Source organism: Microbacterium sp. GXS0129 (assembly GCF_044769785.1).
GTDB lineage: Bacteria > Actinomycetota > Actinomycetes > Actinomycetales > Microbacteriaceae > Microbacterium > Microbacterium nymphoidis.
In genome coordinates this window covers 1-20,295 of the sequence record NZ_JBIZVZ010000002.1, presented here as the reverse complement: position 1 = coordinate 20,295, position 20,295 = coordinate 1, and the positions used below count along the sequence as shown (strand labels likewise).

Here is a 20,295-nt window from a genome sequence, read left to right as displayed (position 1 = left end):
TCCAGCCTACTGTCGCCGTCGGACACCCCCGCCGCGTGAGCCGCGCGAGCGCGGATAGGCTGGAGCGGTGACACGGATCATCGCGGGTGCGGCCCGGGGCCTCGGACTGGCCGTTCCCGATGCAGGAACCCGGCCGACCAGTGATCGCGTCCGCGAATCGTTGTTCGGCAGTCTCGAGACGCACGGACTCATCGACGGTGCGCGCGTGCTCGACCTCTACGCCGGATCCGGAGCTTTGGGGCTGGAGTCCGCCAGCCGGGGTGCAAGCGCGGTGGATCTCGTCGAGAAGGCCCGGGCGGCGGCCGCGGTCGCGAGCCGGAACGCGGCGGGTGTCGCCAAGGCGACCGGCGTGGGCGCTCGGGTCCACCAGAGCGGGGTGCTGCCGTTCCTGCGGTCGACGTCGCTGGTCTGGGATCTCGTCTTCATCGACCCTCCCTACGATGTCGCCGAAGGGGAGATCGCGGAGGTGCTCGCCGCCCTCACTCCGCGGCTGTCCCCCGACGCTGTGGTCATCGTCGAGCGGGCGAAGCGCTCCCCAGCGCCGGACTGGTCGGCTGCGGGGATGTCCGCGATGCGCGACAAGACCTACGGCGACACCACCGTGTGGTGGGGCGAGCTCGCCTCCGCCTGACGCCATCGCCTCGACGGGATGGAGCGCGCCTGCTGCGCTTGCGCATCCTGATGCGCGTCCACGACTCAGCGAGATCGCTCAGCCCTGCGCCGCGTCCCAGTCCTGATACGGGTCCCACCCGCCGCGTGCGTCGTACACGGCGCCGTCGACGGTCACGTCACCGACGGGCGAGGCGAGAACCCGGCCGATCCTGCGGAACCCTGCGGGAAGCTCGCGGCCGGCGGGGAAGGCGGCCAGGAGGGTGTGGTCCTCTCCCCCCGCCAGCGCCGCCGCCGGGTCTGCGCCCAGCGCCGCCGCGTCGATATCGATGCGTACCCCCGACGCGCGTGCCATCCGTCGCGCGTCCATCACCAGTCCGTCGGAGACGTCCATCAGCGCGTGGGCTCCGCCGGCAGCGGCCTGCTCACCGAGCCTCACCGGAGGTTCCGGGCGCAGCTGACGCCCGACGTCGAACCGCTCGGCCTCGGTGAGGAGCGCATCGTCCACCGCCACGGGCCTGCCCTCCGCGTCGCGGAAGCGTGCAAACAGCACCTGCAGCCCACGGGCTGCGGGGCCCTGTTCGCCGGCGAGCGCGAGCACGTCGCCCGCGCGAGCCCCACTGCGCAGCACCGGGCCTGCTCCTCGCAGATCTCCCAATGCCGTCACAGCGATCGTCAGCGTGGGCGAGACGGTCACGTCGCCACCGACCACCTGGATGTCGTCTCCGAACCAGCGGCAGGCGCTCACGAGCCCGTCGTAGAAGTCCCCCACCCAGCCGAGGGGCAGGTCCGCGGGAAGCGTGAGGGCGATCAGGAGCGCCGTGGGTCGCGCCCCCATCGCGGCCACGTCGGCGAGGTTCACCGCCGCGGCTTTCCAGCCGAGTGAGGAAGCGTCCGACCAGGCCATGCGGAAGTCGGGTCCGTGCACGAGGGTGTCGGTGGTCACCACGGCGTCTCCGCCGAAGCGAAGCACGGCGGCATCGTCTCCGATTCCGAGGATCGTCGCGCCGTCGTGCCGCACATCCGGGACCCGCGCGGTGATCCAGGCCAGCAGCTCCCCTTCCGAGACCTGGGAGATCGGCGTCGCGGCATCGGGACGGAGGGGCGCCTGAGACATCCCTCCACGCTACCCGAGCACCAGGGGCGGCACGCGGCTGACGCGGAGGCGGGCGGGTTAGCCTGGAGGGGTGAGTCTCCTCCGTCGTATCGGCGCCCTCGTCGGCGCGTCCCTCGCATCCGCAGCCCTCGTGCTCTCACTGACGGGATGCTCGCAGACGATCTCCATGCAGGCGGCCCCGAACGCCGATGATCCCCAGTGCGCGGCGATGATGGCGCAGCTGAACAAGACCGGCTCGTACGACACGATCGCCGGCCTGCCGCGCGTGTGGACCGACGCGCAGTCGACGGCGGCCTGGGGCTCGAAGGCGGAGATCCTGATGGCCTGCGGCGTCGAGGTCCCGATGGCGTCGACCACCCCGTGCCAGACGATCGCCGGAATCGACTGGCTCGTGGATTCCACAGACGAAAACCACTACCGAGTCACAACGTTCGGCCGCCAGCCCGCGGTGCAGCTATTCATCTCGTCCCGCACGGACGGGCTCTCTCCCACGGAGGTGCTGGACCGGTTCGCGAAGCCGATGCTCGGCTCCCGCGTGCTCGCCACCTGCACCGAGCGCCCGACGAGCTGACCTCCGGGAACGCCACCCGGGACGCGACCGCGACATTCCTTGCCGGGGCACATCGCCGCCCAGCACCGCGCCGACGCCGGAACCCGACTCACCGCGCCGAACCCGACTCACCGCACCGAACCCGACTCACCCCACCGAACCCGACTCACCGCACCGAACCCGACTCACCGCACCGAACCCGACTCACCCCACCGAACCCGACTCACCCCACCGAACCCGACTCACCCCACCGAACCCGACTCACCGCACCGAACCCGACTCACCGCACCGAACCCGACTCACCGCACCGGAACGGTGAGCACCACCCGAGTCCCCTGACCCTGCTGGGATCGCAAGGACACGTCTCCACCGTGCCGTCGCGCGATCACCCGCACCACCGCGAGCCCGAGGCCCGTCCCCTCCACAGCCCGGGCGTTGGAGCCGCGCGCCAGATCGTCCCAGACGCCATCGACCTCCTCCGCGGGGATGCCCCACCCGGTGTCGGCCACCTCCACCGTGACGATCCCGTCGTGCTCGGTACCACGCACCTCGACCGTGGCACCGGGATCGGAGTACTTCGCGGCGTTGCCGACGAGGTTGTAGACCGCGACGGCCAGCAGATCGGGGTCACCCGACACCGCGGGCACCGGCCACGGGACGCGAGCGAACTCGACACGATAGCTGCGCTGGGGATGACGACCCGCCACGGCCTCCACCGCATCACGAGCCAGCGCCTCCAGGTCCACGCTCTCCCGCTCCAGGGGGCGGGTCTCCAGCTCGGCGAGCTTCGCCAGGTCGGCGACCAGGGAGCTGAGGCGTTCCGACTGCACGCGAGCGACGGTGAGAGCCGCCGCATCCCCGGTGGCGAGTCCGGTGCGGATCGCCGTGACGGGGTTCTTCACCTCGTGATCGAGGCGACGGAGAAATCGTGCTCGTTCGGCTCTCGAGGCCGCCTCCGCCTCGGATACCGCCCGTGCCACGATCGCCTTCCGCGCGCCGCGGGCCATGACCGCGGCCGCCCAGACGATCGACGCCACCACCGACAGCGCGAGGGCGAGCGTTGCAAACGGCAGCGACAGCACGAGGACCGCATTCGTGCGTGTCGCGATGAGCACGAGGGCCGCGAGCACCCCGATTCCCAGGGGAAGCAGTGCCCACCACAGCCGTGCGCGTGACGGCCGATGCGTCATGATCCGCTCACCGCCCCGACGAACCGGTATCCCGATGCCTGAACCGTCTCGATGTAGCGCGGCTCCTGCGGATCATCGCCCAGAACACGGCGGATCTCCGCGATGCGATGGTCGATGGCCCGTGTGGTCACGGCGAACTCGTAGCCCCAGAGCGTCGCCAGGAGCCGATCCCGCGTGTGCAGTTCGTCCGGATGGCTCATCAGGTACTCCAGCAGCGTGGTGGCGCGCGGCGTGAGGACGACGTCGCGGCCCCGCAACCGGACCCGGCGCGCGGTGCGATCGAATTCCAGCTCGCCCGCACGCAGCACCTGGGCGGAGGCGAGCGACCGCTCCCCCGGACGTGCTCTGCGCAGCACGGCCCGGATGCGGCTGACCAGCTCGGGCGGATCGAACGGCTTCCCCAGGTAGTCGTCCGCCCCCTCGTCCAGAGCGGCGGATCGCTCGAATGCCTGGTCCACACGCGTCAGGAGGATGAAGGGCGTCCAGTCTTCGCGCCCCCGCAGTTCACGCAGCAGCGAGCGGCCGTCGCGTCGCGGCATGATCACGTCGCTCACGATGATGTCGGTGCGCTCGGCCGCCAGCGCAGCCAGCGCCTCTTCACCGTCGGCGGCGGTCCGTACCCGGAACCCGCTGCGCTCCAGGTACGGTGCGAGCGTGGCGCGGATGGGCTCTTCGTCGTCCACGAGCAGGACCGTGGGCTCCGTCATCGTCTCCCCTCCTCGCGGCCGAGCTGTCCCGGGTTGCGGTGCCCGGTCATCGAGCGAACTCGCTGAGGCGGAGGTCCGAGGCGAATCCGGCGTCCTCGACGGACGGCGTACCGCTCTCCCAGCGAACCGTGGTGGAGCTGCCGTTGCTGGTGACGCGGACGGCGTCGACCGCTGCGACGAGGGCGTCGGTGGAGAAGCCGTCGACGACGAGGGTCTTCACGTTCTGTGCGAGCACCATCACGGAGCTGCCGGTCACCACGATGGTGTCGCAGTCGTCCGTCACCTCGACCCGCACCGCGAACTCCGTGATCTCCAGACTCCCCCCGCCGCAGGTGAGCTGCTGGTCCACCGTCTTCGCCAGTGCGGCACGATGTTCCTCAGCCGTGACCGAGCCCGTTGCGGACGTGGTGGTCTCCGCACCGGATCCGGCGGGGTCTTCGCCCGTCGCTGCGCCCGCCGAACCCTTGTCTGACGCCGTGGCCGGGGGCGTGCTCTCACCCGCGCGGGGCGCCTCCCCCGGCGCCGCGGCGTTCGGGTCCGGTGCGATCGTGGCGCTGCAGCCACTGACCAGCAGCATCACCGTCGCCGCGGCGACCATCAGCAGTGGCCTCCCCCGAAACGCGCTCATGTCCTTCACCGTATCCGACCCGGCCACTGCCGCCCCGCTCATGCCGTCGTCACCGCGTAGACGATGCCGCCGGCCAGCACGACCAGCAGGACGATGATCGCGATGAGTTCGAGATATCCGAGCACGAGGCCGATGACTGCGAAGGCCGTGCCGCTCTCACCGCGCCGACGGATCTGTCCGAGCGCGATGTGCCCGAGGATGACCGGGATGAGCGAGAAGCCGAGCAGCGAGAGGACGAAGGCGACCACCGCCAGGGAGTTCACGGGTGCCGGCGCGGCAGCGGGAACGGGGCGGATCTGGGTCATCGGCTGGTTCATACCCACAGACTAGAAACGGCCCCGCCGCACATGGTGGCGGGGCCGTCGCAGTGCTGTCGCAGATCTGCGACAGCACTGCGCCGACGTCGGCAGGCTCAGGCGCGAGCGAGTGCGTTGTCGACCAGGTAGGTGAGCAGGTCGGTGTAGCTGAGTCCCGTGGCGATCCAGCACTGCGGGAACATCGAGATGGGTGTGAAGCCCGGCATGGTGTTGAGCTCGTTCACGATCGGGCCGTCAGCCGTCACGAAGAAGTCCACGCGTGCAAGGCCCTGTCCGTCGACCGCATCGAAGGCGCGAACCGCCAGCTCACGCAGCTGGGCGGTGGTTGCGTCGTCCAGCTCGGCCGGGCACACCAGATCCACGCCCTCGCCGCCGAGGTACTTGCCCTCGAAGTCGTAGAAGTCGCGGGTGAGGACGATCTCCCCCGGAAGCGAGGCGCGCGAGGACTCGCCGGGCATCCCCTTCAGGACGGCGACCTCGATCTCACGCCCGGCCATGCCCTGTTCGATGAGCACCTTGTCGTCCTCATCGAAGGCCACCCGAAGCGCGGCGTCGAGCTCGTCGGCCGTGTGCACCTTGGAGACGCCCACGCTGGAGCCCGCGCGCGCCGGCTTCACGAACCACGGCAGCGGATACTGAGCGGCCGACGTGCGGACGTGCTCAGGCGAGGAGGCCCAGTCTGCGGAGGTCACCGTGAATCCCGGCGAGACCGGGATGCCCGCCGCCTGCAGCACGACCTTCATGAAGTGCTTGTCCATGCAGACAGCCGAATCCAGCACGCCGCATCCCGCATACGGCAGGCCGAGAATGTCGAGGAAGCCCTGCATGGTGCCGTCCTCGCCGTGCGGCCCGTGCAGGATCGGCAGGACGACATCGATCGGCATCGGCTCCGACACCGATCCGTCCGTCCGGCGGACGTGCAGCACACGCTCGCCGCCGGCCTCGGGCCACAGCACACGTGTGCCGTTGTCGCGCACCTCGGGCATGGCGTCCGCGACCATCGCGAACTTCTCCGGGCGGTCCTCCTCGAGCACGAAAGCGCCGTCTCGCGTGATCCCGACCGGAATCACATCGAACCGATCGCGGTCAATCGCGTGCAGAACCCCGCCCGCCGTGGCGGAACTGATCGAATGCTCGCTGGAGCGCCCGCCGAAGAGCACCACCACCCGCTGCTTGCCCATTGTCCGTCCTCTCCCCCTGCGGGGTGTCGTCGTCGGTGGTCAGGTGAGGGGCGATGTCCCGGGGGTGCATCGTGCCATCCAGCACCATCTTGACCTGTTGCACGATCGGCATCTCCACGCCGACCTCGGCCGCCAGCTGCAGCACCGGACCGACGGACGCGAGCCCCTCGGCGGTCTGCTGCATCTGCGTGACGACATCCTGGAAGCCGTACCCCTGCCCGAGCAGACGTCCGGCCGTGTTGTTCCGGCTCAGCGGAGACTGGCAGGTGGCGATGAGATCTCCGAGCCCTGCCAGGCCCTGCAGCGTGCCGGCCTGTGCGCCGTATGCCACGGCAAAATCCGTCATCTCGACGAGACCGCGCGTGATGATCGACGCCTTGGTGTTCTCGCCATAGCCCACGCCGTCGACGATGCCGATGGCCACGGCGATCAGGTTCTTCAGCACGCCGCCGAACTCTGTGCCGATGACGTCGGTGTTCGTGAACGTCCGGAAATACCGGTTGGACGCCAGCCGGGCGACGGCCTCCGCCGTCTCCAGCGAGGAGGAGGCCACGACGGCGGCAGTGGGCTGTTCGCGCGCGATCTCCAGGGCGAGGTTCGGACCGCTCGCCACGGCGATCCGGTCCGGGTCGCACTGCAGCTCCTGGGCGATGACCTGACTCATCCGCATGCCCGACTGCTTCTCGACGCCCTTCATCAAGCTGACGATCGGGACGTCGAGATTGCCGATCAGCGGACGCAGAGCCTTCAGGTTCTGTCGGGCGGACTGGCTGGGCACCGAGAGGAAGACGGCTTCTACGCCGTCCACGGCCGTGGACAGCTCAGAGCTGGCGGTCATGGTGCGCGGCAGGTTGATACCGGGAAGGTACTTGCTGTTGCGCTTGGCGCGGGAGATCTCCTCGGCCTGCTCCGGCCGACGCGCCCACATCACCACCTCGGAGCCCGCGTCGGCGAGCACCTTGCCGAAGGTCGTTCCCCAGCTGCCCGCACCGACCACTGCCACGCGAGATGCGCGTGCGGAGGGTCTAGGCGTCATAGCGGCCGGTCTCCTTCTGGTCGTGCTGTGCGGGATTCCACCGCTCGGCGGGCGGCTGCTCACCGCGCAGTTCGCCGAGCATCTCGGCGAGCCGGTCCATCACCAGGGTGGTGGCCTCGGTCAGGGCGGATTGCGAGTGCTCGCGCCCGGCGTAGTCGCTGAGGTCGATCGGGTCGCCGAATGCCATGGTCACGGGCTTGCGCCACGGGAACAACCGCAGCTTGCCGTAGCGCGGCATGATCTCCTGCGCACCCCACTGCACGGCCGGGATCACCGGGAGCCCGGCTTCGAGAGCCAGGCGGACGGCACCGGTCTTCCCACGCATCGGCCAGAGATCGGGGTCGCGAGTCAGCGTCCCTTCCGGGTAGACGATGACACCGCGACCGTGTTCGACGATGTCGTTCGAGGCCTTGAGGGTCTCCTTCGCGGATGCGGAGGTCGATCGGCGTGCTACTGGCACCATGCCGGTCGCGCGCAGTGCGGAACCGAGCACGGGAACCCGGAAGAGGGATTCCTTCGCCATGAAGCGCGGTGCACGCCCGAGACGCCAGACCCCCACCGCCACGATCAGCGGATCGATCTCGGAGTAGTGGTTGGCGACCATGACGTACGCGCCCTCGCGAGGGAGCTTCTCCGGATGCACGAAGCGGATCTTCGCGAGGAGGCTCATGAACGGGACGACGATCGCCCCCAGCGGCCAGAACCAGCTGGGACGCGACTTCTCCGCAGTGGCGCGCACGCGATCAGCCGATGACGTCGAAGTCCGCGCCGAGGCCGGACAGCTTCGGCAGGAGCTTCTCGTATCCGCGGCGGATGATGCCGATGTTACGGACCGTGGACTCGCCCGTCGCGGTGAGCGCCGCGATGACGTGGCTGTAGCCGCCGCGCAGGTCGGGCACCACGATGTCGGCACCGGTGAGGTGGGTCGGACCGTTGATGACCGCCGCCTGCTCCAGCTGACGACGCGGCACGCGGCGCGGGCCGTTCTGCAGACCATGCGGGTGCACCACGATGTCGGCGCCCATCTTCACCAGTGCATCGGTGAAGCCGAAGCGGTTCTCGTACACGGTCTCGTGCACGATCGACTGTCCCTCGGCCTGCGTGAGCGCCACGATCAACGGCTGCTGCCAGTCGGTCATGAAGCCGGGGTGGACGTCGGTCTCGACCGTCACGCCGCGCATCGCGCCGGCGCCGCGGCGGAAGACGATGCCGTCCTCGTGCACATCGAAGTCGCCGTTCATACGGCGAACCACGTTGAGGAACGTGAGCATCTCCTGCTGGCGGGCGCCCTCGACATAGATCTCACCGTCGGTCGCGAGCGCGGCGGCCGCCCAGCTCGCGGCCTCATTGCGGTCGAAGATCGCACGGTGATCGTAGCCCTTGAGCTCCGCGACCCCCTCGATGAGGATGACGCGGTTGGGCTCGTAGGAGATGATCGCGCCCATCTTCTGCAGCACGGCGATCAGGTCCATGATCTCCGGCTCGATGGCCGCGTTCTTCAGCTCGGTCTGTCCATCGGCACGGACCGCCGTCAGCAGCACCTGCTCGGTGGCGCCCACGCTCGGGTACGGCAGGTGGATGTTCGCGCCGTGGAGACCGTTCGGTGCGGAGAGGCGGATGCCGCTGGGCAGCTTCTCCACCACGGCACCGAACTTGCGGAGGGCGTCCAGGTGGAAGTCGATCGGGCGGTCGCCGATGCGGCAGCCGCCGAGGTCGGGGATGAAGGCCTCGCCCAGGCGGTGCAGCAGCGGACCGCAGAACAGGATCGGGATGCGAGAGGATCCGGCGTAGGCGTCGATCTCCTCCATGTGCGCCGACTCGACATCGCGCGGGTCCATGAGCAGCGAGCCGGGCTCGTCGCCCTCGACGACGCGCACGCCGTGCACCTCGAGCAGCGAGCGCACCACGGCCACGTCGCTGATGTCGGGAACGTCGCGCAGGGTGCTGGCGGTGTTGCCGAGCAGTGCCGCCACCATCGCCTTGGTGACCAGGTTCTTGGCGCCCTTCACGGACACGCGACCGGACAGCGGACGACCGCCGCGGATGGACAGGATCTCCCCCGCCCCTGGTGCGATTCCGCCGGTGCCGGTGATGTCGTTCAGGGTGATGCTCATGCGGTGGCCTTACTCTGCAGTGGACGTCTGCACCGGTAGGGTGCGCGGCTTCCAGGATTCGCGACGCGCCTCGTAGGCGGCGATCTTGTCTTCGTTCCGGAGGGTCAGACCGATGTCGTCCAGCCCCTCCAAGAGCCGCCAACCAGTGTAGTCGTCGATCTCGAACGGAACCGTGAGCTCGCCCAGTGTCGCTGTGCGCGCCGGCAGGTCGACGGTGATGGACACACCCGGCTCCGCGTCGATGGCCGCCCACAGCCGTTCCAGGTCAGCCTCGGAGATGATGCCGGTGAGCAGTCCCTGCTTGCCGGAGTTGCCGCGGAAGATGTCGGCGAAACGCGGCGAAAGCACGACACGGAAGCCGAAGTCCCGCAGGGCCCAGACGGCGTGTTCACGGCTGGATCCGGTGCCGAAGTCCGGACCTGCCACCAGCACCGATGCGCCCTGGAACTCGGGCTGGTTGAGGACGAAATCGGGGTCCTGGCGCCAGCCGGCGAACAGCGCGTCCTCGAAGCCGGTCTTGGTGACGCGCTTCAGATAGACCGCGGGGATGATCTGGTCGGTGTCGACGTTCGAGCGCTTCAGAGGCGCGGCGATACCGGTGTGGGTCGTGAACTTCTCCATGTCAGGCCACCTCTCCTGCGGTCTGCAGATCGCTCGGGCTGGACAGCGTGCCGCGGATCGCGGTGGCTGCGGCGACGAGCGGCGACACCAGGTGGGTGCGACCGCCCTTGCCCTGACGGCCCTCGAAGTTGCGGTTCGAGGTCGACGCACAGCGCTCCCCCGGTGCCAGCTGATCCGGGTTCATCCCCAGGCACATCGAGCAGCCCGCGAATCGCCACTCGGCGCCGAAGTCTGTCACGATCTTGTCGATGCCCTCGGCCTCGGCCTCCAGGCGCACCCGCGCGGACCCGGGAACCACCATGACGCGGACGCCGTCCGCCTTCTTCTGCCCCTGGATGATGGAGGCGAACGCGCGCAGATCCTCGATGCGGCTGTTGGTGCAGGAGCCCATGAACACGGCGTCCACGGGGACGTCCTTCAGCTTCGTGCCCGGGACCAGGTCCATGTACTCCAGCGCGCGCTCGGCGGCGGCGCGCTCGTTCGGGTCGGTGTAGTCCTCCGGCGAGGGCACCACATCGGACAGCGATACGCCCTGACCGGGGTTGGTGCCCCAGGTGACGAAAGGCTCGAGCGTGTCGGCGTCGATGAAGACCTCCGCGTCGAAGGTCGCGCCCTCATCCGTGGGGAGCGTGCGCCAGTATGCGACCGCGTCCTCCCAGTCCTGGCCCTTCGGGGCGTGCGGGCGCCCTTCGAGGTACGCGAACGTCGTCTCATCGGGTGCCACCATGCCGGCGCGGGCACCGGCCTCGATGGACATGTTGCAGATCGTCATGCGTCCCTCCATGGAGAGGGAGCGAATCGCGGAGCCACGGTATTCCAGCACGTAGCCCTGGCCGCCGCCGGTGCCGATCTTGGCGATCACGGCGAGGATGATGTCCTTGGCGGTGACCCCCGGCTTCAGCGCGCCGTCCACGTTGATCGCCATGGTCTTGAACGGCTTGAGCGGCAGCGTCTGCGTCGCCATGACGTGCTCGACCTCGCTGGTGCCGATGCCGAAGGCCATGGCGCCGAATGCACCGTGGGTCGAGGTGTGGGAATCTCCGCACACCACCGTGATGCCGGGCATGGTCAGGCCCAGCTGCGGGCCGACGACGTGCACGATGCCCTGCTCCGCGTCTCCGAGCGAGTGGATGCGAACGCCGAACTCGGCCGCGTTGCGGCGCAGCGTCTCGATCTGCGTGCGGCTGGTGAGGTCGGCGATCGGCTTGTCGATGTCCAGCGTCGGGGTGTTGTGATCCTCGGTCGCGATCGTGAGATCCAGCCGGCGCAACGGGCGGCCCTCCGAGCGGAGGCCGTCGAAGGCCTGCGGGCTCGTCACCTCGTGCACCAGATGCAGGTCGATGTAGATGAGGTCCGGCTCGTCGCCCTCCCCCTCGACGACGAGGTGGTTGTCCCAGACCTTCTCGGCCAGGGTCCGCGGACGGGCGGTGTCAGTGGTGGTCATTGCAGTCTCTCCAGAATCGGCGGATGGCCCAACGAAACGGCTCCGCGACGAGCAGGCCTAGAACGAGGGCTCGTCGCGGCGGAGAAGGAGAAGCAGTCCCGCGCGCATCTTTTGAGGCTACCACCGCCGTGAAGCACCACGGACCGCGCCCGTGCTCCGTGCGTAACGCAGAACCGGGCTGCCCAGATGACGTCTGGCCGTCACTTCCTGTCACGCGCTGTCACACGATGATCGGTTTGCGCGTCCCACCTGGAATCCTGGGCGTGCGTGCGATGAGACACGATCGATGAGAAGGAGCGCCAGTGAGCGATCAGCACGGGTTCTCGACCCGCCAGGTACACGCCGGATCCGACGTCGCCACGGCCACGCCGCGCGCCGTACCGATCCATCTCACCGCCGGCTTCCCCTTCGACTCCTTCGCGCAGGCCGAGCACCACTTCTCCACGGGCGCGGGGTTCGGATACACGCGCATCGGCAACCCGACCATCGACGCGGTGGAACGCAAGCTCGCCGCTCTCGACGGGGGCACCCAGGCGCTGCTGGTCTCCTCCGGACAGGCGGCGATGTCCACCGCGGTGCTCTCGGTGGCCGGCGCCGGCGATCACGTGGTCTGTTCGGATCACATCTACGAGGGATCGCGCGGCCTGTTCCTCGACTTCCTGGCCCGCCTCGGAATCTCCACCACGTTCGTCTCCGACATCCGTGACGCACAGACCTGGCGCGATGCCGTGCAGCCCAACACGGTGGCGTTCATCGGCGAGAGCATCTCCAACGCGGCGAACCTCCTGCTCGATGTCCCACTGGTCTCCTCGGTCGCCCGCGAATACGGCATCGCTCTCATCGTGGACAGCACCTTCTCCACCCCGTACCTGTCGCGGCCGCTGGAAGAAGGCGCCGACCTCGTGATCCACTCCGCGAGCAAGTTCCTCTCCGGACAGGGCTCGGTGCTCGGCGGCGTGGTGGTCGATGGCGGGCACTTCGACGCCGCACGCGACGGTGCACGCTCCCCGCACCTCGTCGCCGCGGGCCGTCATGGCGCGCCGAGCATCGCGGAGCGCGCCGGCGGCAGCGCCCGGATCACGTATGCCCGCGAGGTCGTCTCGTCTCGACTCGGCCCCACGATCTCCCCCCTCAACGCGTTCCTCATCGGCCAGGGCGCCGAGACGCTCTCGGTGCGCGTCCGCGCCCACAGTGCGGCGGCGGCAGAAGTGGCCGCATGGCTCGACGCCCACCCCGCCGTGGAGCGCGTCGACTACGTGGGCCTTCCCTCCCACCCCGACTACGAACTCGGACAGCGCATCCTCCCCCGTGGCGCCGGTTCCGTGTTCACGATCACGCTGCACGGCGGTCGCTCAGCGGCAGAGCACGTCGTCAACTCCGTCGGAGTGATCACGCACATGACCCACCTCGGAGATGTCCGGACCCTCGTGCTTCACCCCGCGACCACCAGCCACGTGCACAGCACCGCCGAGGAACGCGCGGCCGTGGGCGTGTTCGACGGTACCCTCCGCCTCTCGATCGGGCTCGAGGAGGTCGGGGACATCATCGCCGACCTCGAGCAGGCGCTCGCCGGCCTCTGACCTCTCGCACCGAGAGAACACGAACCGCCCCGGTGCCAGGCACCGGGGCGGTTCGTTATCGGTCATGGCGTCAGCGGCGAGCCATGCCGGGACGACGACAGACCGCAGACATCAGGTCCACCGTGCTGCCGTTGAGCCCACACGCGAACTCAGCCAGCGAGACCCTGGTCGGTGAGCCACGCCTTCGCGATGTCCGGAGCGGACTTCTGGTCCACCGTGCTCTCCTTGTTCAGCTCGCGCAGAGCGTCCGCCGTCAGCTTCGCGCTCACGGCGTTGATGGTGTCGGCGACCTTGTCAGCCACGTCCTTGTTCACGACGGGAACGACATGAGACGCGAGGAAGATGTTCTTCGTGTCCTTCAGCACCACGAGGTCGTCGGTCGCGATCCGCGGGTCGGCGGTGTAGACGTTGCCCACCTGGATACCGCCGGCGACGAGCTCGTCGACCGTGGTGTCGGCGGTCGGCGAGAACGTGACGTCCACACCGTAGATCGACTTGAGACCGGTCGGGCCGTAAGGACGCTCCTGCAGCTCCGGCGGGCCGCCGAGGGTGAGGTTCGGCACCTTCGCGAGATCCTCGATGCTGCTGAGCCCGTGCTCAGCAGCGAACGCGGCCGTCACCGTGTAGGAGTCCTGGTCGGTGGCCGGCGCCTGATCCAGCACGGTCAGCGAATCCGGCATGGCGGCCTGGAGAGCGGCATACACGTCGTCGTCACCGGTGGCCGTCGTGTCCTTGTCGAGCCACTGGAGCAGGTTTCCGGTGTACTCGGGGAAGAGTGTCACCTCTCCGCTTTCCAGAGCCGGCATGTAGGCGTCGCGCTGGCCGATGTTGAACTTGCGCTCCACGGTATTGCCTGCGCCTTCCAGCGCCTGCGCGTAGATCTCCGCGATGATCTCGTTCGAATAGTAGGCCTGCGAGCCGACCACGATCGCGCCGGACGGTGCGGCAGAACCCGAGGGGTCGCTTCCCGCCGTGGACGATGACCCGCCGAGCGGGTCTGAGGAGGCGCAGCCCGCGAGGGCGAGAGCTGCCGCGGTGAGGGCGGCGAGGGCGAATCGTCGTGTGAGGTTCATGATCGCTCCGATCTGTTGGACGATTTCTCGAAACTACTGGTGGACGGGACGTGCGTCAGGCGGTGGCCACGGCTGCGGCGCGTGCCTGGGTCAGGCGGATGCGAACACCCGCGGGGGTGACGACACGCTGCAGCAGGGCCAGCAGCGCGTCGATGGCAAGGGCGAGCACGACCACGACGATGGACGCACCCAGGATCTGATCGAACCGGCGGGTCTGGATTCCCTGCAGGATGAAGAAGCCCACGCCCCCGAGACCCACGTAGGCGGCGATGGCGACCGTGGCGACGACCTGCAGTGCAGCGGCGCGCAGGCCGCCGATCAACAGGGGAAGGCTGAGGGGCACTTCGACTCGGAACAGCACCTGCCAGGTGTTCATTCCCACGGCGCGTGCCGCATCGAGGGTGCGACGGTCGATCGCGTCGATTCCGGAGTACGCGCCCGCCAGGATCGACGGTATCGCGAGAACAACGAAGGCGACGATGGCGGCGGGCCCCTTCAGTGCGACACCCATCAGCATGACGAGCAGGATCACCAGTCCGAGGGACGGGATCGCCCGCGCCATCCCCGAGATGACGACGGCGACATTGCGTCCACGCCCGGTATGGCCGATCCACCAGCCCAGCGGGACGGCGATGATCGCGGCGATCACCACGCTCACCAGCGTGTACCAGAGGTGCAGCCCGATGTTGGCGGGCAGCGACAGCGCCCCGCCGTCCAGGCGATCCGGCGAGAAGATCCAGGCGAAGGCCTCCAGGAACAGGTTCATGCCGCTGCCACCACCCGCCGGGTACGCGCCGTCCGTGGCGCGGGCCTGTTCCACGGCAGCAGGAGGCGGCCGAGGGCGACGAGGAGGAGGTCGAACACCCAGGCCATCACCCCCACCGCCACCACGCCGGCGAGTACTTCGGCGATGATGCGGCGCTGGGATCCGTTGGTGAACAGATACCCGAGATTCTCCACGCCGATCAGGATCCCCACGGTGGCAAGGGCAACGGTGGAGACCGTGGCGACGCGGAGCCCGGCGAGGAGGACCGGGCCGGCCAGTGGCAGCTCGACGGTGAAGAAGCGGCGAACGCGGCTATAGCCGATGGCCGTGGCCGCCTGGCGCGCGTCATCGTCGACCGAGTCGAACGCGTCGGCCACCGACCGTGTCATGAGCGCGACGGCGTAGATGGTCAGCGCGACCACCAGGTTGGTGGGCGACAGGTACTCGATCCCGAACAGGCTGGCGAGAACGGCGAAGAGCCCGAAGGACGGGATCGCGTAGAGGACGCCGACCACGCTGAGCACGACGCCGCGGATTCGCGTGTACCGGTGCGCCACCCAGCCAACGGGAAGGGCGAGCAGGAAGCCCAGGATGATCGGTGGCGCACACTGGGCAACGTGCTTGAGCGTGAGAGACCAGATGAGACCGAGATTGTCGAGAACCCATGTCATGGTGTCACCCGGCCCGCCTCGTCATCGATGAGGCGGGCGTGAGCGCGTCCCGCTTCATCCACCAGCACGGTGCCGTCGGGGGTGTGTTTGGCGCGCAGGCTCCGGCGTCCGCCGTCGAGGCCGACGAACTGACGGACGAAGTCATCGGCGGGCGCCTCGATGATCTCGCTCGGCGACCCCAGCTGTGCCACGTCGGCGCCCTGACGCAGGATCACGACCTGGTCACCCAGGAGGAACGCCTCGTCGATGTCATGAGTGACGAACACCACGGTCTTGTCCAGTTCCTGCTGCAGGCGCATGGTCTCGCGTTGCAGGTCGGCGCGCACGATCGGGTCGACGGCGGCGAACGGCTCGTCCATCAGCAGGATGTTGGGATCCGAGGCCAGGGCGCGCGCCACCCCGACGCGCTGCTGCTGCCCTCCGGAGAGCTGGGCCGGGTAACGGGAACCGAGATCCGGGTCGAGCCCGACCAGTTCCAGCAGCTCGCCCGCCCGAAGCCGCGCCTGCGCGCGGGACGTCCCGTTCAGGATCGGCACGGTGGCCACGTTGTCTCGCACGGTGAGGTGCGGCATCAGCCCGCCGTTCTGCATGACGTACCCGATGCTGCGGCGCAGGCGCACCGGATCGGTCTGCCGGACGTCCTCGCCGTCGATGAGGATGGTGCCCGATTCAGGATCCACCATCCGGTTGATCATGCGCAGCAGAGTGGTCTTGCCGCACCCGGACGAGCCCACGAAGACGGTGGTGCGACGTGCCGGGATCACCAGAGAGAAGTCGACGACTGCCACGGTGCCGTCGGGATACTCCTTGTGGACTGCGCGGTATTCGATCACCGCTAAAGCCAATCACGGACCACCGACACGCACCAGGGCACTCGCCGCGGCGAGTGCCCTGGTGCGAAAGAACCGCGGGTCAGTCCAGCGATTCGACGTTACGCGCCGCGACACGACGCTCACGGCCCGACGCGATCAGGCTGGCGATCGTGGCGATGGCCATCGATGCGACGATCACGATGAGCGACGTCCACGTGCTGATCTCCGGCGCCCATTCGAAGGGCTGTCCGCCATTGAGGAACGGAACCGTGTTCTCGTGCATCGCGTGGAAGACGAGCTTCACGCCGATGAACGCCAGGATGGCCGCGATGCCGTAGTGCAGGTAACGCAGGCGCTCGAGGAGATCGCCCAGCAGGAAGTAGAGCTGGCGCAGGCCCATGAGCGCGAACAGGTTGGCCGTGAAGACGATGAACGGGCTCGTGGTGATACCGAAGATCGCGGGGATGGAGTCGATCGCGAACAGCAGGTCCGTCACGCCGATCGCGATGAAGACGATGATCATCGGCGTGAAGTACCGACGGCCGTCGATGCGGGTGGTGATCTTCGCACCGTCGAACTCGTCGGTGACGGGGATGACCCGGCGCACGAGGCGCACCACGAAGCTCTCCTTTTCCTCCTCGTCGTCGGAGGAGTTCTCCAGCGCCTGCTTGATGGCCGTGTAGAGGAGGAAGGCGCCGAAGATGTAGAAGATCCACGACCAGCGCTCGATCACGGCGGAGCCGAGCAGGATGAAGGCTGCGCGCAGGATCAGCGCGATGATGATGCCCACCATCAGCACCTCCTGCTGATAGCGGCGCGGCACCTTGAACTGCGTCATGATGAGCACGAAGACGAAGAGGTTGTCGATCGAGAGGCTGTACTCGGTGAGCCAGCCGGCGATGAACTGACCCGCGTGCTCGCCGTCGGCGAAGATCCAGATCAGCACCGCGAAGATCAGCGCCAAGGTCACATAGAAGACGACCCACAGGGTCGACTCCTTCGTCGAGGGGATGTGCGGGCGCTTGAGGACCAGCAGGAGATCCGCCACGAGGATCAGCACCAGGACGACGAGTGATCCGATCTCGAAGAGCGGCGGCAGTTCGAGCAGAACATTCTGCAGGGGAAGGAAGGTCGTGGAGATCACGGAGGCCTTTCGGAGGTTGACGAAATGACCGAAAGTCTCTCCCCCGCTCGATGAGCGGTGCGCAACCGGAGCCGGAGCTCGTGATGACGATGGCGCGTTTACGGGATACTCCCCCTCGCTTCGTCGATTCTAGCGTGTGATCCGCGTGCCGCCGCGACGCAGTGCACGGATCGGGACAGCGGAGTCTGAGACGATATCTGCCACCGGCACACTGTCAGGTGAGAGACAACAGAAGGAGGGCGCGTGGAGGCAGTACTCGACGATGCCGACCTCGTGGCTGCGGCCGCGGGAGGCAGCGAACACGCCTTTCAGCGGCTGTACCGGCAGTACGTCAGGCCGGTCTACTGGATCGCCTACGGGCTGCTGTCCAACGCGGCTGACGCGGAAGACGTCACCCAGGAGACGTTCGTGGTGGCGTGGCGGAAGCTCGCCGGCCTGGAACTGCAGGGTTCGTCCCTGCTGCCGTGGCTGGCGACCATCTGCCGCTTCCAGTCCGCGAACCGCCTCCGCTCCCGTCGGCGGGACCTCGCGAACCGCTCCGAGCTGATCGACGAGGCGGTGCCCGACACCGTGGACGTGGAGGACCAGGTGATCGGCGCCGACCTGGCGGAGCGCATCACCGAGGAGATCGCCTCGATGAGCGAGATCGACCGTGCGATCTTCCGCCTCTGCGTCGTCGAGGGCTACGGCTACCAGGCTGCGGCCGACTCGCTGTCGGTCGGCCATGGCGTCGTCCGAAACCGTCTCTCCCGCATTCGCACCCGCCTGCGGACCACCCTGACCGAATCGGAGAGCTGATGAAGGCCACACCGCCGCTCGCGAAGCCCGAACTTCCCGAGCTCGACGCATCCACCATCGACCGGATGGAGGACGCCGTCTTCGCCCGCATCGCGACGCAGACGCAGAAGGAGCGCGCCGCCGCCGCACGTCGCCATCGCCGTCGGCTGACGGCAGGATGGACGACCGCCGCGGCCACCGTCGCGGTTGTCGCCGCCGGCGCTGTCGTCGGTCCTCAACTGATCGCCTCGACGGTGGCGCAGGACAGTTCGGCGGGCTCGTCCGCGTGGAGCGAGCCGGCCGGAAACGCCGTCCCGGACCTCGCCGCGGTCGACGCGGGCAAGGCGTTCGAGGGCGCGCCGGAGGCGTCCTCGCTGCGCAGCGACGCCAGTGCCGCAGGGGGCGCGAACGCCGCCGTCACTCCCGTCGAACCTCAGATCATCACCACGGCGGACGTGGGCCTGCAGGTCGAGGACATCACCGCAGCCACCGCGCAGCTCACGATCTTCGCCCAGAATCACGACGGCTATGTGGCCTCCCAGAGCGTGGGCAGCGGTGGCGGAATGACCGAGCCCCTGGCGGCCGACGTGCGGGTGGACTACGGATACATCTCGCTGCGCATTCCGGAGTCCGATATCGATGCAGCCATCGCGGATCTCGCCGATCTCGGTACTGTCGTCTCGCAATCGGTCAACCGCACCGATGTCACGGCGCAGTCCGTGGATCTGCAAGCACGCGTGGACTCGCTGTCCACCTCGGTTGCACGGCTACAGGATCTGATGAAGGCCTCGGGATCGGTCGCCGATCTGGTCGCGGCGGAGAGCGCACTGGCGGAGCGTCAGGCGGAGCTCGAGTCGCTGCAGCAGCAGCTCGCGAGCCTGCAGGATCAGGTCGCGATGTCCACTCTCTCCGTGAACCTGAGCCTGAAGTCCACGTCCGTGGCGGCGGATCCCGCCGGCTTCGGGGACGGTTTCTGGAGCGGCTGGAACGGTCTCATCGCGGCAGGCAACGCGCTGTTGATCGCCCTCGGGTTCGCGGTTCCGTGGCTCGTGGTGATCGGAGTGGTCCTGCTCATCGTCCTGCCGATCATCCGTGCGGTGCAGAACCGGCGCCGTGCCCGACGAGAGGCCAGCGGTGAGGCAGAGGCGGAAGCCGACGACGCGGCCCTCGACGAGGCGCTGAAGGGCTGACGACAATCACCACTCCGGTGATCCCGGTTCGCCTCCTGGCGGCCGGGATCACGTCTGTCGCCGGCCGGGTTCCGCCGGCCGAGGACGGGGGTGGGAGCTCTCACCCGGGGTGGGAGCGGGAAAACGCACCGCCGGACTCGATGTCGGGAGCATTCTGGATCTTCCGTCCGGAGCCCACCCGGGCCGTGCATAACCAGGAAAACGACGATGCCCCCGGACGTTTGTCCGGGGGCTTCGTCACTCGGTGACCCCAGCGGGATTCGAACCCGCGTTACCGCCGTGAGAGGGGAATCGGCTTCCCCGGAACGGCGTAGTCAACCCCGTTTTGGCCTGTGTTTACAGGGGTTCCGCGTGCGTGGAGTGCGACGCAGAAGGTCTCGTCGCCAGCGTTTGTTGCCAGGATGTTGCCACGTTTACGCCCCCACGGAGGCGGGTATTCCTCGTGTCTCCGAGCGCCTGGCGAGTGTCACGAGAAACAGCGGCAGCGGGTGACCAGCCCGGCTGCAACGTCGGCGACGATATCGCGCGGTGCACCGGTGACGAAGCTCGACTACAACTAGCCAGACTAGAGCCAGTCCCAGTCCTAGATGTGATGTCCAGGGACGTTGTTCTGGCCCCCGCGCGCAATGACACCGTGCTGATTCAAGAAGCATCTGTCCAGACCGCTCACCATTGAAGGCATGTAGAGTTGGGGGCATGTCGAGTCCCGAATCAGACAGGTCAGGGGTTGTCGGTCACACCGCCAGCCCCTTGAACCACTAGTTACGA

The 20,295-nt window shown here is 68.3% G+C and carries 21 protein-coding genes; 5 read left to right on the top strand and 16 right to left on the bottom strand.

Annotation, left to right across the window (positions count from 1 at the left end; genetic code table 11):
* The first annotated feature begins 67 nt into the window (after positions 1-67).
* The gene (gene rsmD, locus ACIQJ5_RS06465) at positions 68-631 is read left to right on the top strand and encodes a 16S rRNA (guanine(966)-N(2))-methyltransferase RsmD (protein WP_402842125.1); all 564 of its coding nucleotides are present in this window, start codon (positions 68-70) and stop codon (positions 629-631) included.
* Positions 632-709: 78 nt separating this feature from the next.
* Here rsmD and thiL read toward each other — a convergent pair whose 3' ends face one another.
* Positions 710-1,726: a thiamine-phosphate kinase gene (gene thiL, locus ACIQJ5_RS06460; protein WP_231089859.1), complete on the bottom strand. Its 1,017-nt coding sequence runs from the start codon at positions 1,724-1,726 to the stop codon at positions 710-712.
* A gap of 70 nt (positions 1,727-1,796) precedes the next feature.
* Here thiL and ACIQJ5_RS06455 point away from each other — a divergent pair, with 70 nt between their 5' ends.
* Entirely contained in the window at positions 1,797-2,297 is a 501-nt protein-coding gene (locus ACIQJ5_RS06455; RefSeq protein ID WP_402842121.1) for a DUF3515 family protein, read from the top strand.
* 278 nt (positions 2,298-2,575) lie between these two features.
* On the opposite strand, the gene ACIQJ5_RS06450 is transcribed toward ACIQJ5_RS06455, so the two are convergent.
* From ACIQJ5_RS06450 to leuC, 10 genes are all read right to left on the bottom strand, one after another.
* Complete coding sequence (locus ACIQJ5_RS06450) at positions 2,576-3,466, bottom strand: sensor histidine kinase (RefSeq protein ID WP_402842118.1); 891 nt, start codon at positions 3,464-3,466, stop codon at positions 2,576-2,578.
* The gene (locus tag ACIQJ5_RS06445) at positions 3,463-4,173 is read right to left on the bottom strand and encodes a response regulator transcription factor (RefSeq protein WP_231089856.1); all 711 of its coding nucleotides are present in this window, start codon (positions 4,171-4,173) and stop codon (positions 3,463-3,465) included. Before ACIQJ5_RS06445 ends, ACIQJ5_RS06450 begins: the two co-directional genes overlap by 4 nt.
* Positions 4,174-4,219: 46 nt before the next feature.
* Positions 4,220-4,801: a hypothetical protein gene (locus tag ACIQJ5_RS06440; RefSeq protein ID WP_402842115.1), complete on the bottom strand. Its 582-nt coding sequence runs from the start codon at positions 4,799-4,801 to the stop codon at positions 4,220-4,222.
* Between the two features lie 38 nt (positions 4,802-4,839).
* Positions 4,840-5,118: a DUF4190 domain-containing protein gene (locus ACIQJ5_RS06435; RefSeq protein WP_402842112.1), complete on the bottom strand. Its 279-nt coding sequence runs from the start codon at positions 5,116-5,118 to the stop codon at positions 4,840-4,842.
* Positions 5,119-5,213: 95 nt separating this feature from the next.
* Positions 5,214-6,299, bottom strand: coding sequence for a D-alanine--D-alanine ligase family protein (locus ACIQJ5_RS06430; protein WP_231089853.1), 1,086 nt, complete (start codon positions 6,297-6,299; stop codon positions 5,214-5,216).
* Entirely contained in the window at positions 6,205-7,335 is a 1,131-nt protein-coding gene (locus tag ACIQJ5_RS06425; RefSeq protein WP_231089852.1) for an NAD(P)H-dependent glycerol-3-phosphate dehydrogenase, read from the bottom strand. Before ACIQJ5_RS06425 ends, ACIQJ5_RS06430 begins: the two co-directional genes overlap by 95 nt.
* A complete protein-coding gene (locus ACIQJ5_RS06420) occupies positions 7,325-8,074 on the bottom strand; it encodes a 1-acyl-sn-glycerol-3-phosphate acyltransferase (protein ID WP_231089851.1) in 750 nt (249 codons plus the stop codon). Before ACIQJ5_RS06420 ends, ACIQJ5_RS06425 begins: the two co-directional genes overlap by 11 nt.
* 4 nt (positions 8,075-8,078) lie before the next feature.
* Entirely contained in the window at positions 8,079-9,449 is a 1,371-nt protein-coding gene (gene murA / locus ACIQJ5_RS06415) for a UDP-N-acetylglucosamine 1-carboxyvinyltransferase (RefSeq protein WP_231089850.1), read from the bottom strand.
* Between the two features lie 9 nt (positions 9,450-9,458).
* The gene (gene leuD, locus ACIQJ5_RS06410; RefSeq protein ID WP_231089849.1) at positions 9,459-10,070 is read right to left on the bottom strand and encodes a 3-isopropylmalate dehydratase small subunit; all 612 of its coding nucleotides are present in this window, start codon (positions 10,068-10,070) and stop codon (positions 9,459-9,461) included.
* 1 nt (position 10,071) lies between these two features.
* Positions 10,072-11,514, bottom strand: a complete 1,443-nt coding sequence (leuC, locus tag ACIQJ5_RS06405; RefSeq protein ID WP_231089848.1) for a 3-isopropylmalate dehydratase large subunit — start codon at positions 11,512-11,514, stop codon at positions 10,072-10,074.
* 302 nt (positions 11,515-11,816) lie between these two features.
* Between leuC and ACIQJ5_RS06400 the strand changes: the two genes are divergently transcribed.
* A complete protein-coding gene (locus tag ACIQJ5_RS06400; RefSeq protein ID WP_402842103.1) occupies positions 11,817-13,094 on the top strand; it encodes a PLP-dependent transferase in 1,278 nt (425 codons plus the stop codon).
* A 149-nt stretch (positions 13,095-13,243) separates the two neighbouring features.
* Here ACIQJ5_RS06400 and ACIQJ5_RS06395 read toward each other — a convergent pair whose 3' ends face one another.
* The 5 genes from ACIQJ5_RS06395 to ACIQJ5_RS06375 all read right to left on the bottom strand — a co-directional run bounded on the left by ACIQJ5_RS06395 (position 13,244) and on the right by ACIQJ5_RS06375 (position 17,560).
* Entirely contained in the window at positions 13,244-14,167 is a 924-nt protein-coding gene (locus ACIQJ5_RS06395; RefSeq protein WP_402842100.1) for an ABC transporter substrate-binding protein, read from the bottom strand.
* Positions 14,168-14,222: 55 nt separating this feature from the next.
* Positions 14,223-14,933: an ABC transporter permease gene (locus tag ACIQJ5_RS06390; protein WP_269142871.1), complete on the bottom strand. Its 711-nt coding sequence runs from the start codon at positions 14,931-14,933 to the stop codon at positions 14,223-14,225.
* Positions 14,930-15,604 (bottom strand): ABC transporter permease, encoded by a 675-nt coding sequence (locus tag ACIQJ5_RS06385; RefSeq protein WP_231089844.1) that lies wholly within the window; start codon positions 15,602-15,604, stop codon positions 14,930-14,932. The genes ACIQJ5_RS06390 and ACIQJ5_RS06385 overlap by 4 nt, the downstream gene beginning before the upstream one ends.
* Positions 15,601-16,437 (bottom strand): ABC transporter ATP-binding protein, encoded by an 837-nt coding sequence (locus tag ACIQJ5_RS06380; RefSeq protein WP_231089843.1) that lies wholly within the window; start codon positions 16,435-16,437, stop codon positions 15,601-15,603. The genes ACIQJ5_RS06385 and ACIQJ5_RS06380 overlap by 4 nt, the downstream gene beginning before the upstream one ends.
* Before the next feature lie 79 nt (positions 16,438-16,516).
* On the bottom strand, positions 16,517-17,560 hold the full coding sequence (locus ACIQJ5_RS06375; protein WP_231089842.1) for a TerC family protein: 1,044 nt from the start codon (positions 17,558-17,560) through the stop codon (positions 16,517-16,519).
* Between the two features lie 243 nt (positions 17,561-17,803).
* Between ACIQJ5_RS06375 and ACIQJ5_RS06370 the strand changes: the two genes are divergently transcribed.
* Together ACIQJ5_RS06370 and ACIQJ5_RS06365 are read left to right on the top strand one after the other, a co-directional pair.
* Positions 17,804-18,358 carry an RNA polymerase sigma factor gene (locus tag ACIQJ5_RS06370; RefSeq protein WP_231089841.1) on the top strand — a complete coding sequence of 185 codons (555 nt, stop codon included), beginning with the start codon at positions 17,804-17,806 and terminating at the stop codon, positions 18,356-18,358.
* Positions 18,358-19,527, top strand: a complete 1,170-nt coding sequence (locus ACIQJ5_RS06365) for a DUF4349 domain-containing protein (RefSeq protein ID WP_402842095.1) — start codon at positions 18,358-18,360, stop codon at positions 19,525-19,527. Before ACIQJ5_RS06370 ends, ACIQJ5_RS06365 begins: the two co-directional genes overlap by 1 nt.
* Positions 19,528-20,295 lie beyond the last annotated feature (768 nt).

Excerpts from the sequence above, each read along its gene's own strand:
- ACIQJ5_RS06445 (WP_231089856.1), bottom strand. The coding sequence starts at position 4,173 with ATGACGGAGCCCACGGTCCTGCTCGTGGACGACGAAGAGCCCATCCGC.
- ACIQJ5_RS06390 (WP_269142871.1), bottom strand. The coding sequence starts at position 14,933 with ATGAACCTGTTCCTGGAGGCCTTCGCCTGGATCTTCTCGCCGGATCGC.
- murA (WP_231089850.1), bottom strand. The coding sequence starts at position 9,449 with ATGAGCATCACCCTGAACGACATCACCGGCACCGGCGGAATCGCACCA.
- ACIQJ5_RS06385 (WP_231089844.1), bottom strand. The coding sequence starts at position 15,604 with ATGACATGGGTTCTCGACAATCTCGGTCTCATCTGGTCTCTCACGCTC.
- leuC (WP_231089848.1), bottom strand. The coding sequence starts at position 11,514 with ATGACCACCACTGACACCGCCCGTCCGCGGACCCTGGCCGAGAAGGTC.
- ACIQJ5_RS06425 (WP_231089852.1), bottom strand. The coding sequence starts at position 7,335 with ATGACGCCTAGACCCTCCGCACGCGCATCTCGCGTGGCAGTGGTCGGT.
- ACIQJ5_RS06395 (WP_402842100.1), bottom strand. The coding sequence starts at position 14,167 with ATGAACCTCACACGACGATTCGCCCTCGCCGCCCTCACCGCGGCAGCT.
- thiL (WP_231089859.1), bottom strand. The coding sequence starts at position 1,726 with ATGTCTCAGGCGCCCCTCCGTCCCGATGCCGCGACGCCGATCTCCCAG.
- ACIQJ5_RS06430 (WP_231089853.1), bottom strand. The coding sequence starts at position 6,299 with ATGGGCAAGCAGCGGGTGGTGGTGCTCTTCGGCGGGCGCTCCAGCGAG.
- ACIQJ5_RS06365 (WP_402842095.1), top strand. The coding sequence starts at position 18,358 with ATGAAGGCCACACCGCCGCTCGCGAAGCCCGAACTTCCCGAGCTCGAC.
- ACIQJ5_RS06440 (WP_402842115.1), bottom strand. The coding sequence starts at position 4,801 with ATGAGCGCGTTTCGGGGGAGGCCACTGCTGATGGTCGCCGCGGCGACG.
- ACIQJ5_RS06435 (WP_402842112.1), bottom strand. The coding sequence starts at position 5,118 with ATGAACCAGCCGATGACCCAGATCCGCCCCGTTCCCGCTGCCGCGCCG.
- ACIQJ5_RS06450 (WP_402842118.1), bottom strand. The coding sequence starts at position 3,466 with ATGACGCATCGGCCGTCACGCGCACGGCTGTGGTGGGCACTGCTTCCC.
- leuD (WP_231089849.1), bottom strand. The coding sequence starts at position 10,070 with ATGGAGAAGTTCACGACCCACACCGGTATCGCCGCGCCTCTGAAGCGC.